The organism is Niabella soli DSM 19437 (assembly GCF_000243115.2).
Lineage (GTDB): Bacteria > Bacteroidota > Bacteroidia > Chitinophagales > Chitinophagaceae > Niabella > Niabella soli.
Genome location: NZ_CP007035.1, coordinates 3,076,487 through 3,093,681, shown reverse-complemented (window position 1 = coordinate 3,093,681; position 17,195 = coordinate 3,076,487). Strand labels below are relative to the sequence as shown.

Annotated in this window: 13 protein-coding genes; 12 read left to right on the top strand and 1 reads right to left on the bottom strand. The window is 45.4% G+C overall.

What is annotated here, in order from left to right:
• The first annotated feature begins 60 nt into the window (after positions 1 to 60).
• The 11 genes from NIASO_RS13260 to NIASO_RS13210 all read left to right on the top strand — a co-directional run bounded on the left by NIASO_RS13260 (position 61) and on the right by NIASO_RS13210 (position 13,610).
• Positions 61 to 3,216 (top strand): TAT-variant-translocated molybdopterin oxidoreductase, encoded by a 3,156-nt coding sequence (locus NIASO_RS13260; protein ID WP_008586563.1) that lies wholly within the window; start codon positions 61 to 63, stop codon positions 3,214 to 3,216.
• A gap of 134 nt (positions 3,217 to 3,350) precedes the next feature.
• A complete protein-coding gene (nrfD, locus tag NIASO_RS13255; protein WP_008586562.1) occupies positions 3,351 to 4,796 on the top strand; it encodes an NrfD/PsrC family molybdoenzyme membrane anchor subunit in 1,446 nt (481 codons plus the stop codon).
• 114 nt (positions 4,797 to 4,910) lie between these two features.
• Positions 4,911 to 5,498 (top strand): DUF3341 domain-containing protein, encoded by a 588-nt coding sequence (locus NIASO_RS13250; RefSeq protein WP_008586559.1) that lies wholly within the window; start codon positions 4,911 to 4,913, stop codon positions 5,496 to 5,498.
• Between the two features lie 80 nt (positions 5,499 to 5,578).
• A complete protein-coding gene (locus NIASO_RS13245) occupies positions 5,579 to 6,244 on the top strand; it encodes a c-type cytochrome (RefSeq protein ID WP_008586557.1) in 666 nt (221 codons plus the stop codon).
• 39 nt (positions 6,245 to 6,283) lie between these two features.
• Complete coding sequence (locus tag NIASO_RS13240) at positions 6,284 to 7,531, top strand: hypothetical protein (protein ID WP_008586555.1); 1,248 nt, start codon at positions 6,284 to 6,286, stop codon at positions 7,529 to 7,531.
• A gap of 133 nt (positions 7,532 to 7,664) precedes the next feature.
• Positions 7,665 to 8,753: a cytochrome c oxidase subunit II gene (locus NIASO_RS13235; protein ID WP_008586553.1), complete on the top strand. Its 1,089-nt coding sequence runs from the start codon at positions 7,665 to 7,667 to the stop codon at positions 8,751 to 8,753.
• Between the two features lie 48 nt (positions 8,754 to 8,801).
• Positions 8,802 to 10,631 carry a cytochrome c oxidase subunit I gene (locus NIASO_RS13230; RefSeq protein WP_008586551.1) on the top strand — a complete coding sequence of 610 codons (1,830 nt, stop codon included), beginning with the start codon at positions 8,802 to 8,804 and terminating at the stop codon, positions 10,629 to 10,631.
• Positions 10,632 to 10,694: 63 nt separating this feature from the next.
• Positions 10,695 to 11,594 (top strand): heme o synthase, encoded by a 900-nt coding sequence (gene cyoE / locus NIASO_RS13225; protein ID WP_008586549.1) that lies wholly within the window; start codon positions 10,695 to 10,697, stop codon positions 11,592 to 11,594.
• 23 nt (positions 11,595 to 11,617) lie between these two features.
• Positions 11,618 to 12,193 carry a cytochrome c oxidase subunit 3 gene (locus NIASO_RS13220; RefSeq protein ID WP_008586548.1) on the top strand — a complete coding sequence of 192 codons (576 nt, stop codon included), beginning with the start codon at positions 11,618 to 11,620 and terminating at the stop codon, positions 12,191 to 12,193.
• 27 nt (positions 12,194 to 12,220) lie between these two features.
• Positions 12,221 to 13,093, top strand: a complete 873-nt coding sequence (locus NIASO_RS13215) for a cytochrome c oxidase subunit 3 (protein ID WP_008586546.1) — start codon at positions 12,221 to 12,223, stop codon at positions 13,091 to 13,093.
• A gap of 40 nt (positions 13,094 to 13,133) precedes the next feature.
• The gene (locus tag NIASO_RS13210; protein WP_008586544.1) at positions 13,134 to 13,610 is read left to right on the top strand and encodes a cytochrome C oxidase subunit IV family protein; all 477 of its coding nucleotides are present in this window, start codon (positions 13,134 to 13,136) and stop codon (positions 13,608 to 13,610) included.
• A gap of 569 nt (positions 13,611 to 14,179) precedes the next feature.
• Here the strand turns inward: NIASO_RS13210 and NIASO_RS13200 are convergent.
• Positions 14,180 to 14,734, bottom strand: coding sequence for a CopD family protein (locus NIASO_RS13200; protein WP_008586542.1), 555 nt, complete (start codon positions 14,732 to 14,734; stop codon positions 14,180 to 14,182).
• A gap of 307 nt (positions 14,735 to 15,041) precedes the next feature.
• Here NIASO_RS13200 and NIASO_RS13195 point away from each other — a divergent pair, with 307 nt between their 5' ends.
• Positions 15,042 to 17,195, top strand: a complete 2,154-nt coding sequence (locus NIASO_RS13195) for a response regulator (protein ID WP_008586540.1) — start codon at positions 15,042 to 15,044, stop codon at positions 17,193 to 17,195.

Below are 17,195 nucleotides of genomic sequence, written 5' to 3'. Positions count from 1 at the left end.
CTATTTGCACATTAACACATTCAGCACATTTACACATTATAACACATTTATCACATTAGTATGAGTAAATATTGGCAAGGTTTCGGCGAATTTAATAAATCCGAAAAATTTCAAAAGCGGGTTCAGGATGAGTTTCGTGATGAGCTCCCCTTTGAAGATTTCGATAATACCAGTTTACTGGATGCAAAAGCTCCCCGGAGGGATTTCTTAAAATATCTGGGTTTCAGTACCGCCGCGGCTACCCTGGCTGCAAGCTGTAAAACAAGATTGCGCGAGGCGATCCCTTACGGCAATAAGCCGGAAAACCTGACCCCCGGTGAAGCGAAATATTATGCCACCACATTCGTTGAGGGTGGTGATGCCGTGCCCGTTGTTGCCAAAGTGCGGGACGGACGCCCGATCAAAATAGAGGGGAACGATTACCTGTCTACTACTAACAGCGGTACTTCTGCAAGAGTACAGGCTTCTGTGCTGGACCTGTATGATATGCACCGCCTGCGTTTTCCGCAAAGACAGGTAGCCGGCAAATTTGAAGAAAGCACTTTTGATTTTATTGATAAAGCCATAACTGCTGAATTGGCGGGCGCAGGTTCCATCGTATTATTGACCAGCACCATCAATTCTCCCACCACACTGGATATTATTGCTAAAAACCCCAAGATCCGCCACGTACAATATGATGCGATCAGCTATAACGGGATGCTTTTAGCCAATGAAGCTTCTGGCTTTGGAAGAAAGATACCTACTTATAAATTTGACCAGGCTTCAGTAATTGTAAGCCTTGGCGCCGATTTCCTGGGCACCTGGCTGAATGGCGAACAAAATGCCGCCGGTTATGCCGTGGGCAGAAGAATTAACGAAGCCAGCCCGGCAATGAGCAAACATTACCAGTTTGAATCCTTCCTGAGCCTTACTGGTTCTAATGCAGATGAGCGTTTTACGCATCGTCCATCAGAAACCGGTCTTGTGGCGGGCGCGCTTTTAGCCGCTTTAACTAATACTAGCCCTACTCCGCCTGCGCCGCTATTTAAAGACGCTAAACTGAATGCCGGCATCACCAAAGTTGCCAATGAGCTGAAAGCCGCATCGGGCAAGGCCCTGGTGGTTTGCGGCAGCAATGATGTCAATATACAGATTTTTGTAAATGCGATCAATGCCGCTATCGGGGCTTATGGTACTACTATCGACTGGTCAAGAGCAGATAATGCTCATAAAGCAACCGATAAAGAGTTTGCAGACCTGCTGACCCAAATGGAAGGCGGACAGGTAGGCGCTTTACTGGTACATGATGCCAACCCCGTTTATGATTATTTTGATGGCGCCCGTTTTGCCAATGCATTGAAAAATGTAAAAACAACAGTGTCGTTTGGATACCGGATGGACGAAACCACCCAACTGTGCAAATATATTATCCCTTCTCATCACTACCTGGAAAGCTGGGGTGATGCGGAGCCCAGAACCGGCGTATACAGCTTTATACAGCCTACTATTTTCCCGCTGTTTAAGACCCGTGACTATCAAACTTCCTTATTGAAATGGTTTGGTAACGCCCAGGATTATGAGGCATATACCAGAGCGTACTGGAGCCAGAAAACAGGGGGCGAAACAGCCTATCACAAAGCGCTGGAAAACGGCGTGTTGGAAGACGCGGCTTCCGGTACCGGCACCTATAACGGCGGCGCGGTGGCAGCAGCATCAATAGCAATTCAACATACTGCCATCGGCGGTAAAGATGAATTAGCGTTGTACCAAACCGTTGCGATTGGCGCAGGCTCCGGGGCAACAAATCCCTGGTTGATGGAGCTTCCGGATTCCATATCAAAAGCCTGCTGGGGAAGCTACGCGTTAATTTCCATACCCAAGGCAAAAGAACTGGGAATCGATACGGGCGTGGATTATGAATATTATCCCGATAAACCGGTGATTAAGATCAGCAATGGCAAAACGACTATCGAATTGCCGATACTGGTAATCCCGGGCATGAACGCCAACACCATCGCGGTAGCGTTGGGTTACGGAAGAAATGAAAAATTAGGAAAAACGGCGGCTGGTGTTGGTAAAAACGTCTTCCCCTTCACTTCTTTATCACAAAGCGGCAGCATCAGCTACTCTGTTCCGAATATCACTATCGAGAATGCCGGTAGAAAAGAAAAGATCGCACAAATGCAGATCCACAATTCCTACGAAGGACGGGTGGAAGTACTGCGCGAAACCACGCTGGCTACGTATCGTAAAACACCCAACGAGGTGTTGGATTTCAGGAAACATCTTGCGGCCACTTATGCCCGTACCACCGGTGACTTCAGAAGAGAAGGAACCCTTTATGGAGAACATGATAAACCCGGTATTAAGTGGGGCATGAATATCGACATGAATGCCTGCACCGGCTGTAGCGCCTGTGTGGTGGCCTGTCATGCCGAAAATAATGTTCCGGTTGTAGGTAAAAGTGAAGTATTACGGTTTCATGATATGCACTGGTTGCGCATTGACCGCTATTTTGTAAGCGATGATGCCAACCCGGATAATTTAAAAGGAGTGGTGTTCCAGCCCATGCTTTGTCAGCATTGCGATAATGCCCCCTGCGAGAATGTTTGCCCGGTGGCAGCTACCAACCATAGCTCCGAAGGATTGAATCAGATGGCTTATAACCGGTGTATCGGTACAAGATATTGCGCCAATAACTGTCCGTTTAAAGTACGTCGCTTTAACTGGGCCGATTATACAGGGGCTGACTCCTTCCCGAACAACCAGGATCAAAAAGTGGTAGGCGTGCTGGATCCCGTAGTACATCAGATGAATGATGCGGTAAGCCGGATGGTATTAAATCCGGATGTTACGGTTCGTTCAAGAGGCGTAATGGAAAAATGTTCTTTCTGCGTGCAGCGTTTGCAGTATGCAAAACTGGAAGCAAAGAAAGCCGACCGTCCGCTTAAAGATGGCGAAGCAAAAACCGCTTGTCAGCAGGCTTGTTCTACTAACGCAATCGTTTTTGGTGATGTACGGGATAAGGAAAGCGCGATCGCCCAGGTACGGTTGAACAATCCGCAGCGTTTGTTCTATTCTTTAGAACAACTGCACGTGTTGCCTAACGTAAGCTATTTCTCCAAAATAAGGAATACCGATGAGATCATCGCCGGTGGTGAAGATGACGTAGTGGATCCGGAAGACAGGAAGAAAGGATTGATGGAGCCGGCTAAAGAAAATGCACATCATTAATAAGAGTTGAAAATTACGGGTTTAAAGCCGTAACATATAGGCAGAAAAAGAAGTATTAAAAGTTAATAGGTTGAAGGGTTTACAGGGTGTTAACAGCAAACTATAAACATCAAACCAAAAACATATAAATAAGTATGTCATTAAACAGATACGAATCGCAAGTACGGGGACCGCTGGTAGAAGGAGGTAAGGATTATCATCAGATCACGGAAGATATTTGCCGCCCGGTAGAAGACAAGCCAAGCAAACTCTGGTGGATCGGGTTTATCATTTCTGTGGGCCTTTTAATATTCGGCGTAGTTTCTATTTACATGGATGTTACGTACGGTATCGGCCAGTGGAACCTGAATAAGACGATCGGTTGGGGATGGGATATTACCAACTTCGTATGGTGGGTGGGTATTGGTCACGCCGGAACCCTGATCTCGGCCATCTTGTTGCTGTTCCGCCAGGGATGGAGAACTGGGGTAAACCGTGCGGCTGAGGCGATGACGATCTTTGCGGTAATGTGCGCGGGGCAGTTCCCGATCTGGCACATGGGACGTGTATGGAATGCCTTCTTCGTGATGCCTTATCCCAATACCCGCGGTCCGTTGTGGGTAAACTTTAACTCGCCCTTACTTTGGGACGTGTTTGCGATCTCTACCTATTTTACCGTTTCCTTATTATTCTGGTATTCCGGTTTATTGCCCGACCTGGCCTCACTGCGCGACCGGGCTAAACTGAAATGGCGTAAATTCTTTTATGGTGTGGCTTCTTTCGGATGGACCGGCAGCACCAAGCACTGGCAGCGGCACGAGGCCTTATCACTGGTGTTGGCCGGTTTGGCTACACCGCTGGTACTTTCGGTACATACCATCGTATCCTTCGACTTTGCCACATCGGTTATTCCCGGATGGCATACAACGATCTTTCCTCCCTACTTCGTGGCGGGTGCAGTATTCTCCGGCTTTGCAATGGTGCAAACACTGTTGCTGGTAACAAGAAAAGTACTGCATCTTGAAGAATATATTACTCTTGAGCATATTGATGTAATGAATAAGGTTATTGTATTAACCGGCTCTATTGTGGGCATCGCTTATTTAACAGAGTTATTCATTGCCTGGTACAGCCACGTGGAATATGAGTGGTTTGCCTTTAAAGAAAACAGGGTAAACCTGACAAGCCCCTATGGCTGGGCCTACTACCTGATGATGGGTTGTAACGTATTGTCGCCCCAGATCTTCTGGTTCCGCAAAATGAGGAGAAATCTTTTGGTGACCTTCTTTATGAGTATCCTGGTGAACGTTGGTATGTGGTTCGAGCGTTTTGTGATCATCGTTACTTCTATCTACCGTGATTATCTTCCCAGCTCCTGGAGCACCTATTACTCCCCCTCCATTTGGGAAATCGGGTTCTACCTGGGTACGTTCGGGCTGTTCTTTACCTGTTACTTCCTGTTCTCCAAGTTCTTCCCGGTTATTGCTATGGCAGAGATCAAGCATATTCTGAAACGCAGCGGGGATACCTTTAAGGATAACATGGCGAAAGATGAAAATGAAACGCTGGAAGCATTTGAGCACGAAAACGCGCATCACTAACAGCAGTTCTAAAGTTCAACGTTAACCGTTGAACGATTTGAAATAATAAACAGAAAGAAATAATGAGGGACGCAGTTTATACTTTAAACTTTGAACCTTAAACAAAAAATAAATATGGCAATCAAGAAGTTTATAACAGGCAATTTTTACGATGAAGCAGTGTTGTTTCCTGCTGTGAAAAAAGTGCGCCGTGCCGGTTACAAAATACAGGACGTGTACACGCCGTTCCCCATTCATGGCCTGGATAAGGAGTTGGGAATGAAGGACACAGACCTGCATATTGCCGGATTCATCTACGGGATCACCGGAACTACGGTAGCCATCAGCTTTATTGGCTGGATGTTGGCGCTCGACTGGCAGATCAATTTTGGCGGAAAGCCTTTCTTTTCCCTGCCGGCCTGGATTCCTATTATGTTTGAGCTGACGGTACTTTTTTCGGCGGTGGGTATGACGCTTACTTTTTGCTGGCTTTGCCAACTGGCGCCTTTTGTAAAAAAGGATCATTTTAACCCCCGCAGCACGGACGATACATTTGTAATGGCTGTAGAATGTACCGACAAAACAAATGAAGCAGAAGCCATCGCTTTTTTGGAAAGTGCCGGAGCTAAAGAAGTACAGGTGCAGGAAAGAGAAACCGGATGGTGGTTTGGCCGGTACGACCGGGAGTCTGTTGTTTTTGGTAAAAAAGTAGCTGCAGTATAAAGTTTATCGTTCGATGTTTATTGTTTGATGTGGTCATCAAACATCAAACCTCAAACCTCAAACAAATGATAAAAGAAAACATGAATAAATATTTTACGACAATAGCAGTTTTTAGCGCAATATTGGTTGGTTGCGGCGCAGACAAACAGCCGGGGCATTCCTATATGCCGGATATGACCTATAGCCAGGCTTATGAAACCTACGCTTCTACAAGTGACCTTACAAAAGAAGGTGTTTTTTATAACCGGAGACCGGTTCCGGGAACGGTGGCAAGAGGCGAAGATGCCGAGTATATGTTCACTTTGGCGCATGATTCAGCCGGTTACGCCCAGTCTGCGCAGTTGAAGAGCCCGTTGGATTCGGCTGGTACCGCTATTGATATGAAAGAAGCAGAGCGGCTGTACCTGGTGAACTGCGGTATTTGCCATGGTGCAAAGCTGGATGGTAACGGTCCGCTGTTTAAAGGCGGCGACGGTCCTTTTACTGCGGCACCTAAAAACTTTATGGCGGCGGATATGAAGGCAATGGCGCCCGGCACAATGTTTTATTCTGTTACATATGGTAAAGGACAAATGGGAAGCTATGCTTCGCAAATAAGCCCTAAACAGCGCTGGGAAATCATCGCCTTTATAAAATCGAAACAAGGCGGCGGCGCACCGGCGGCGGCTCCGGGTGCGGCTAAAACGGATAGTGCAGCAGCAAAAACAGTAACGAAGGTTGATGCAAAAGCGACAGCTAAAAAGTAAGAAATAATAAATTCTCAGAACTATTAATAAAAGATTCGAATGTCAACTACGGAAAAATTCATACCTACAAAAAAGTATAACACAATAGCCCTGGCGTTAATGGTAGTGGGTGTTATTGCCGCTATTTCCTTATTTGTAGTTACAGGCGGTGACGGTAATCATGATAATCGTGCGCGTTTTTGGGCCAGCCTGTTACAGAACAGCGTTTACTTTTTATTAGTGGTGAACGCGGCAATGTTTTTTATGTGTGCTACTACGCTGGCCTGGGGTGGTTTTCAGATCGCTTTTACCCGCGTTACAGAAGCCATTGCGGCCTGTGTTCCTGTTGTGGGCTTCATTACCGTGGTTATTTTATTGGCGCTGTGTTTTGGCGATCATCACACCATTTACCATTGGACCGATACCGAGCATGTAGCTCATGATGCAGCGCTGAAGCATAAAAGCGGTTTTTTGAACAAAGGCTTTTTTGCGGTGGTAACAATATTAACGTATGTTTTATGGTCCTTCCTGGGTTGGAAGATGCGCCAGATGTCGCTGCAAACCGATGAAGGCGATGTGGTAAGCACGCTCGAAAAAAGAAAGAAATTTATCTGGAATAATACGGTAATAGCCGCCTTGTTTATTGTGGTGTTTGCGCTAACAGTAGCCTCTTCTATTCCCTGGTTGTGGATAATGAGCATTGATGCACATTGGTACAGTACCATGTTTAGTTGGTATAACTTCGCCAGTACGTTTGTGGCAGGGCTGTCGCTGATCGCATTATACGTGGTATTCCTTAAAAATAACGGGGCGTTACCGCTGGTGAATAAGGAGCATCTGCATGATCTGGGTAAATTTATCTTTGCCTTCTCGATCTTCTGGACCTATTTGTGGTTTGCACAGTTTATGCTGATCTGGTATAGTAACCAGCCGGAAGAAACGATCTATTTTATTAACCGCATTGGCAACGATTATCATTTTAGCCCTTATGCCGGCGTATTCTGGATCATGCTGACCATCAATTTTGTGGCGCCGATCCTGATTTTTATGAGCCGCGATTCGAAAAGAAATTATACCACGGTTACGGTCGTGTCGGTTATAGTATTGTTTGGTCACTGGCTGGATTATTACCAAATGGTTTTCCCCGGGGTTTCTCCTGATAAAATGCCCATGATGCTGTTTGATATGGGTGTGGGCCTGGGCTTTGTAGGTATTATTATGTATGTTACCGGAAGAACCCTGAGCAAGTATCCGTTAACGGCCAGGAACCATCCTTTTATAAAAGAAGCAGTAATACATCACACATAAGCGTGTTTGGGGTTTGTCCCCCCGACAGCTATCCGGGCTATCGGGATGATGTTTGAGGTTGCACCCTGCATCGGATCCCGGACCGCAAATGTTGAACTTTAAAACTTTGAACTGAAAAATAGAACAATAGCGTATGCAAAACTTTTTAATATTCGCCATTTTGATTTTAGGGTTTATCATCACCTTTCAGATTGCGAGGGCAAGTGAATTTGTGTCAGTAATCAGGGGCGAGGAAAAAACCAGGAAGCAGTCCAATAAGATCAATGGTGCCCTGTTGCTGGTTTTTTTAATACTGGGTTTATTTGGTGTGTATTGGACGCATCATACCCTGGGCGATAAAATCCTGAAAATCGGTACTTCTGCATCTGATCACGGGCGCCTGGTAGATAATATGATGCTGTATACTATTATCGCAACCGGTATCGTATTTTTTGCAACGCAGATCTTATTGTTCTGGTACTCCTTCAAATACCAGGAGTCTGATAAAAGAACCGCCTATTATTTTCCGCATAACAATAAGCTGGAACTGTTGTGGACAGTGGTTCCTGCAATTGTGCTCACCATCCTGATCGGGTTTGGTTTAGTGTATTGGTACCGGATCACGGGCGCGGCTCCGAAGGATGCCATGCAGGTGGAAATTACCGCAAGCCAGTTTAAATGGGAGTTCCGCTACCCGGGGAAAGACGGTATTTTCGGTAAAAAATATTATAAAAATATAGATGAAGCCCACGATAATCCGTTAGGACAGATCTGGGATGACGAAGCGAATCATGACGATATTTTCCTTCCGGCAGGCCAGGCATTGCACCTGGTGGTAAATAAGCCGGTGAAGCTGATCATTGGTTCTAAGGACGTTATACATAGTGTGGGGCTGCCTCATTTCCGCTTAAAGATGGATGCGGTACCCGGCACACCAACTACCTTGTGGTTTACGCCGATAAAAACCACCAAGCAAATGGCGGAAGAAACAGGAAATAGTAAATTTGTGTATGAAATAGCCTGTGATCAGATGTGCGGACAGGGGCATACAGGAATGCGCGGAGAGATTGTAGTGGAAACCCAGGAAGAATTTGATCAGTGGATGGCTTCTCAAAAGCCCAAGTATGTACAAATGAAGGAGGATGCAGCGCCGGCACCGGCCGCCGCACCAGCAGCAAAAGACTCAACAGGCGCCGCTGCTGTTAAAGATTCAGCAGCAAAAAAAGATATTACAGCAAAATAGTGTTGAACGGGTATAATTGAAATAAGCAGGTTTTTTAAAAAAATTATTATGAGCGATACGTTACATATACAGCATGAAGTTGCCAGCCACGGCCATTCAGGGGAGCCGCATGTGCATCATCATAAGGAAACATTTATTTCTAAGTACATCTTTAGTATGGATCACAAAATGATTGCCAAGCAGTTCCTGGTGACGGGGATTATCTGGGCAATTATCGGTGGTTTATTCTCGGTGCTTTTCCGTTTGCAATTAGGTTTTCCTGATCAAAACTTCCCGATCCTGGAAACGATCTTTGGCCGCTGGGCCGAGGGGGGTAAAATAAAACCTGAATTTTACTATGCCTTAACCACCATGCACGGAACAGTGCTGATCTTTTTCGTATTAACAGCCGGCCTGAGCGGAACCTTTGCCAACCTGCTTATTCCTTTGCAGTTGGGCGCCCGTGATATGGCTTCTCCGTTTATGAACATGCTTTCTTACTGGTTCTTCTTTGCAGGAAGCATTGTGATGATCTCTTCTCTGTTTACCCAAACAGGACCAGCAGCAGGGGGCTGGACGGTTTATCCGCCGCTGAGCGCACTGTCGCAGGCGTCGCAGGGATCTAAAAGCGGGATGGATCTGTGGATCATAGCAATGACGCTCTTTGTGGCTTCTCAGTTATTGGGCGGATTGAACTATATTTCAACGATCCTGAATATGCGTACCCGGGGTATGTCTATGACCCGTATGCCACTTACGATCTGGGCGCTTTTATTTACCGCTATCCTCGGTGTATTGTCCTTCCCGGTATTATTATCCGGTTTGGTGCTCCTGATGTTTGACCGTCACCTGGGTACCAGTTTCTACCTGAGCGATATTTATATAGCGGGTCAGGCCTTGCCCAATGAAGGAGGTAGCGCAATCCTGTACCAGCACTTGTTCTGGTTCCTGGGCCACCCGGAAGTATACATTATCATATTGCCCACGATGGGCCTCGTTTCAGAGATACTGGCCATCAATGCCCGGAAACCCATCTTTGGGTACATGGCAATGATCGCATCACTGATGGCCATTTGCGTACTGGCATTCCTGGTATGGGCGCACCATATGTTTGTGACGGGTATGAATCCGTTCCTGGGGTCGGTATTCGTTCTGTTAACGCTTTTGATCGCGATACCTTCAGCCATTAAAGTGTTCAACTGGATCACCACTATCTGGAGAGGGAACCTCCGTTTTACGCCGGCCATGCTTTTTGCCATCGGCTTCGTAAGCATCTTTATCTCCGGTGGCTTAACCGGTATCTGGCTGGGTAACTCTACTATCGATATTCACCTGCATGATACTATGTTCGTGATCGCGCACTTCCATATTGTGATGGGGGTATCGGCTTTCTTTGGGATGTTTGCGGGAATTTATCACTGGTATCCCAAAATGTTTGGCCGTTTCATGAATAATACCCTGGGCTATATCCACTTTTGGGTAACCCTTGTCAGCGCTTATCTGATCTTCTGGCCTATGCACTATCAGGGGCTGGCAGGTATGCCTCGCCGTTACCTGGATAAAAGCAGTTGGGCAAGCTTCAGCCAGTTCCATGGGTTGGATGCTATGATCAGTGTTGTTACCATTATCGCATTCGCCGTACAATTGATGTTTGTATTTAACTACTTCTATTCAATGTACAAGGGAAGAAGGGTGCGTTCTCAGAATCCCTGGAGCGCTACTACATTGGAGTGGACTACTCCTATTCACCCGGGACATGGTAACTGGGAAGGAGAGATCCCCGAAGTACATCGCTGGGCGTATGACTATGGCAAGGATGGCAGGGATTTTATTCCTCAAACCGAGCCTATTGGTGAAAATGAAAGCCTGGATGTTGATCATCAGTCGCAAATGAAATAGTACGGTTAACAGGGAAATGCGGAGTACCTCATTTGCCATTAACTGTAAACTAAATAGTATAAATTGAAAAGTTCAAAAGAGGGTGGCATACGAGATTTTCTTCAGTTAATGAAGCCCTCTTTGAGTATAATGGTGGTTTTCAGCAGTGTGATCAGTTACCTGCTGGTGCCCGATGTGATGTATGACTGGTGGAGGATCGTTTTGCTCTTTGCAGGTGGCATGTTAGTAACAGGCAGTGCTAACACCATCAATCAGGTAGTGGAAAAAGACACAGACGCGCAAATGAAAAGAACAGCAAAGCGCCCGATAGCTTCCGGACGGATGAGCCCGGAGCAGGGTTGGGGCTTTGCGATTTTTACCGGCGCCCTGGGCGTGTTTATATTGGGCTATTATTTCAACTGGACGGCAGCTATACTGGCAGCGTTTAGTCTGTTTTTATACGCCTTTATCTACACCCCGTTAAAAAAGGTCAATTCTATTGCCGTATTGGTAGGTGCGTTTCCGGGTGCGTTGCCCTGTTTAATTGGCTGGGTAGCGGGTTTTGTTCCGGGGCAGCCGATTAACTGGTTGGGCGGTTTTGTGCTGTTTGGCATCCAGTTTCTTTGGCAATTTCCCCATTTTTGGGCTATTGCCTGGGTGGCGCATAAAGACTACAGCAATGTGGGCTTTAAATTGCTGCCCAGTGAAAAAGGACCGACAAAATTTACTGCCCTGCAAACGGTGATCTATTCACTCCTGATGCTGCCCATTACCATCGCCCCGTTTTTTGTGGGTATTTGTAATTATGGCAATGTAAAAGGAGTGGTGGGGGTAGTGCTTATTGTTCTTGCGAATATTTTTTTAATAGCAAGATCAATTACGCTTTATTCAAAAATGGATGTGCCTTCCGCAAGAAAAGTAATGTTTGGCAGCTACATTCACCTCCCGGTTGTGCTGTTGGCGCTGTTGCTGGCCAAAGCATAAAGCCAAATGAATTTTAAATTAGTATGAGTACAAGTATAGTGAGCAGACCGCAACATAATAAGTTACACCCGCACAAATTTGCCTTGTGGGTGGCAATTGCCAGTATCTTAATGATGTTTGCAGGCCTTACAAGCGCTTATATCGTTAAAAGTAATCAAACCGGCTGGCGCGGTTTTGTGATGCCTAAGATATTCTGGGTGTCAACGGTAATTATTATGGTGAGCAGTATTACCATGCAAATGGCAGTAAAGGCCTTTAAGAACCGTAATATGCAGCAATACCGGGCAATGCTGGGTGTAACATTTGTGCTGGGGATGTGCTTTGTGGTTTCACAGATCTTTGGTTTTATAGCGCTGTGGGACAATAATGTACGATTTAAGGGGGCATCCGGCGCCGGTCAGTTCTTCTGGCCCATTACCGGATTGCACGCCATACACGTTATCGGCGGTATCGTTGCCTTATTGGTTATTTTTTTCCGGTCTGTATTCGGGAAAACAAAAGCATACAACCCGGTGCCGGTAGAAGTAATGAGTACTTACTGGCATTTTGTGGACGCATTATGGCTCTATTTAATGATCTTTTTCTTAATTCTGGGATAAACAACTTTATAAATTGATGTAATCAATATGGAACAAACAGTAACACATAAAACCAAATGGTGGAGCGGCGGAAAAAGCCCATTTAATATTGAGTATGGGAAAATAATGATGTGGTACTTCTTATTGAGCGACTCCTTTACTTTTGGAGCCTTCCTGATCTCATTAGGTACCGTTCGTTTTGGTTTGAACTACTGGCCGGAACCCAGTATTGTATTTAGCACCTTCCCCTTTGCAGGGCATGCTAATTTACCATTGGCCTTTGTGAGTGTGATGACCTTCGTGCTCATCATCAGCTCCGTTACCATGGTGCTGGCGGTACACGCAGGGCATAACCGGGATAAAAAAGGCGTTGAAAAGTATCTGATCCTGACCATCATCGGCGGTTTGATCTTCCTGAGCTGCCAGGCCTGGGAATGGCATCACCTGCTTACAGAAGGACATCCGGCTTTGGTGGGCGATCATATTGAATTACTGACACAAAGGAACGGATCAAACCCCTGGGGCGAATTAGTACTGCCACATGAAGTAACACCGGCCTTGTTGAAATCTTCCCCCGAAACGCTGGCAAAACTGGTTCAGGAGGAACATGCCTCGCATCTTTCTTATGCGCAGTTACTGCAAACACCTAAGGAGCAGTTGGTGCAAATGTTATCCAATAGTGAAATGGTGGTGCGCAAGGCAGGTCCTACAGCATTTGGAGGCTTCTTTTACGGCATTACCGGTTTTCATGGTTTCCATGTATCTATAGGTGTTATACTTTTGATTATCATGTTAATACAAACAAAAATGGGTGTTTTTGAGCGCAGGGGGCATTACCTGATGATCGAAAAAATCGGTTTGTACTGGCACTTTGTGGATCTGGTATGGGTATTTGTATTCCTTGCCTTTTACCTTATCTGATGTTTAATCTTAACTTTAACCGAATTATAAAGCTATAATAATGAGTCACGATCCACACACAGCAACATCATCCGAGATCACTTTTGAACATCATATGGATGATGCTACTTTTAAACGTCGTATAATTAGAACCACCATTATCCTTTCTGTATTCACGCTTATAGAACTGGCCCTTGGGTTTACCCTTTATGTATTGCACAAGGGAATGCCCAGCCAGGGATTTTTATTACTGATAAAAGGAGTGATTTGCATCTTAACCCTGGGGAAAGCATTTTACATTGTTTCCATATTTATGCACCTGGGCGATGAGATCCGCAATTTTACGATGACCATTTTAATTCCTCTGATGTTGTTCATCTGGTTTATTATCGCCTTCCTGGCGGATGGTGATTCCTACAAGAACTTAAGGAATAAATATGATCCTTATTTTAAGGAGTCTACAACGCCAGCCGGGTACCCGGATATACCTTCTGATACGCATCGGTATAACACTATTCAGAAGGGTCAGCGGCAATAAAGAATAGGTATAATTTTTTGAAAAGGGCTGCTCCGGTTTTGGAGCAGCTTTTTTTTGCCCCTTTTTCCACAGCGGCATAATAAGAACCTGTTAAACCGAGGCCATACCTCTTGTATGTTCATGGGTGGGGGTGAGTTCTGGTCCGGTACAATGACATTCCTTATGCCACAGAAAGCCAGAGGCTTGTTCATCAGGTAAATCCGGAATTTATTCCGGATTGAAGAGCTGAGCCGAGAATTAAGTGCCATCGGCACGACCCATTTGCGTTTGAAAGTAATGCCGGGCTGCAGGAACCCTACCTCTTTTCTCAATTGTCTGCCACCATACCCAATTGATAGCAATGGAAGCGGGGAGCCTACGCTCATTATGATAATTTTGATGCCGGTTCACTATAAAAACGCTGAGGATTTTTGCGGGTGTGCCCGCCAGGGAAGACTGTCGCAGAAAAACAGGAATGGAACATAGCTGCGGGGCGATCAAAAAGCCACGTACTAATCATTCGCCGGGAACGCGGAAAGACAGAAAAAATTGTTCAAAAACTCACCGTCTTTCCGGCAGGCCAATACTCTCTATTGTTTCTTCGTACGCACTCTTTTATAAATACGGATAGCGATCATCAGTACAAAGATCAGCAGGATCATTCCCGCCAGGCCCCAGATCACACTTATTTCCTTTTTTACCACCACCAACAGCACAATGGCAACTAAAAAGATGGTGGCCACCTCGTTCCACATCCGCAATTGATCAGATGTATATTTATAAATACCTGCCATTTGCTGTTTAAAAATGCGGTGCAGGGAATAATGATAACCGTAAAGCAATATCACCAGCAATAATTTCAAAAGCAGCCAAAAGCCTTCCGGTTTAAAAAGAATAGCATACAGGCCGCTGCTGTAAAGCACCGACAGCCCCATAATAAGCGTAATGATTGCCGAAGGCCAGGTGATGCCATACCACAGGGGTTTCATCATTTTTTTAAACTGGGCGTGGAGCAGCTCCTGTTCCGGCTGTGGTTTATCATTGGCTTCCACATTGTATATAAAAAGCCGGGGCATATAAAAAAGACCGGCAAACCAGGTAACCACGAAGATAATGTGAACTGCTTTTAAATATAAATACGCCAAAGTGATAGGTTTACTTCAAAAGAATAACCAGCATTAATAAAAATGCTGTATTTGAGTTCAAAAATAATAAAATTTCAGTTGCCTGTGCACCAACGTTACCAGCCCTTTTCACCGTTGGCACAGTCCCGAAAAAGAACAACCCGGATCAGCAGTGCTGTATACATATTTTTATGTTCCGCCCAGAATATATATTTTTGACCCTTCTGAATGAAATACCTTTTACTAACCGTATGTTTTATGAAAGAAGCAAACAGGCCTCCGGAGGGTTTTCAAAACCCTTGTTACATGTTAAAATACAAGTCAGCTTATGCAAAAAAGGTATAGTTATTTTTTGCTTATCTTTTTTGCATTCGTGCTGGTCGTAAGCATTGTTTTTGCTCAAAAACTTACTGATCGGGCTACTGATGCCCTGCAAAACGGAAATATAGAAGCGGTTGAAACATTTAAGACCAATGACGCCGTGCAACAACTGGTTAATCTTTCTTTTACATTGCAGTCCCGGCTGCTGCGGATCAGTAAGGCTGATAAGGATTCGTTGAATGTTTTGGAGGACTCTCTTACGGTATTAGGATATAATGCGAACGTGCTGAATGATGTGGTTAGTAAGAAAGGGCAGGTTCCGGACATGGACCGGCTAATGGGGGCTGTAAATAAACAACTGGATCTTTCTTACGCAGTTTTAGCGGCTAGTCAAAAAAAAGATGAAGGGCTGCTGGCAAAAAACATTGAAGCGCTGAAAAAGTATAAGCCCGGAGAAGCAGTTTACCAATATGGTGTGCAGGTGGAGGAATTCCTGCAGCAGCATTTGCAGCAAACCTTGCTAACAAATACAAAACACTCTGATAAGCTCTCCGTTTACAACCGCATATTGGCAATTGCCGTTGTAATTGTGGTGCTTATTTTTACCACGATAATTGTAATACGTCAATGGCAACAGCGGGTACTGATAAAAGAATTAAGCATTGCCCGGGAAGTGGCGGTTAAAAGCAAGAATGCAAAAGATGAGTTTTTGGCAAATATGAGCCATGAACTACGTACGCCCCTTAATTCACTTATCGGATTTGGAAATTTGCTTGCCGATACGCCGCTCAATAAAGAGCAAAAAGAATATACCAATACAATTGTTTCCAATGGCTACAACTTATTACATCTTGTAAATGATGTGCTGGATTTTTCCTCAATTGAGGCAGGGAAGCTCAGTATAAAAAATGTTCCCTTTAATTTACAGGAGCTCTTTAATGATCTGGAGCATATGTTTGCTGCAATTGTAGGGGAGAAGGGTCTTTTTTATCAATGGACAATTGATGCCCAGGTTCCCGGCAGCCTTAAAGGAGATCCGCAACGGCTGAAGCAGGTGCTGGTAAATCTTATTAATAACGCCATAAAGTTTACAGCTCATGGCGGTGTGGCCATTCAGGTAGGTCTGCTCCCCTGTGAAAAGACCGGCAGCCATCGTCTTTTGTTTACCGTAAAAGACTCGGGGGAAGGAATCCCTGAAGAGAAGCTTCATCTTATTTTTGACCGTTTTGAGCAATTGGAGCATTCTACCATTCGCCAGCACGGGGGAACAGGCCTGGGACTCAGTATTGTAAAAAGCATTGTGGAGCGTATGGGCGGAGCGGTTGCCGTGCAAAGCATTGTTGGGCAGGGCTCTGAGTTTACCTTTACCGCTATATTTGAAGAAGTTGCCGCTGCCGCAAAAAATACTGCTAAAGAAGCCGCCGCGGTAACGGCGGATTTTTCCGGCTTCACCGTGCTGGTGGTAGAGGATAACCGTGCCAACCGCCAATTAATTAAGCTGCTGCTGCGAAAGCATAAGCTGGATATCGACCTGGCGGAAAATGGCAGGGAAGCCTTGGAAAAAGTTAAAGAGCGCTCTTATGATCTTATTATAATGGATATTCAAATGCCCCAAATGGACGGATACAGCGCTATTACGGCAATGCGACAGGAGCTGCAGTTGCATACGCCGGCCATTGCAATGACGGCCTATGTGATGGAAAACGAGATCAGGCGCTGTTTCGCTTCCGGTTTTAATGATTATATTTCGAAACCGGTACAGGAAAAAGAGCTGGTGGCTATGATTACAAAGTACCTTTATCCGCCGCTGGAAAACAATTTAGCAGGAACCGCTGCCGGCAATAGCGGCATCGATTTTTTAAAGGAGCTGACCAATGGAGACGAATCGATCATGCAGGAATTGCTCGCCGAAATAAAAACCCAGTGGAGCGCAGACAAGCTGGAACTGAAAGCCGCGATCAAAACGGGAAATAGGGAGGAAGCCGGGCGGATCCTGCACCGGGCAAAATCCACTTTTTCTGTTTTTGGACCGGGGAATTCTGTTCTGGTATTGCTGAATACCGACATTGCATCTGTAAACGACAGGGATATAATTAAAGAATGCGACCGGGTTATTAAGGGTATTGATAAAGAAATGAGCTTTATTTTTGAAAAGAATTAA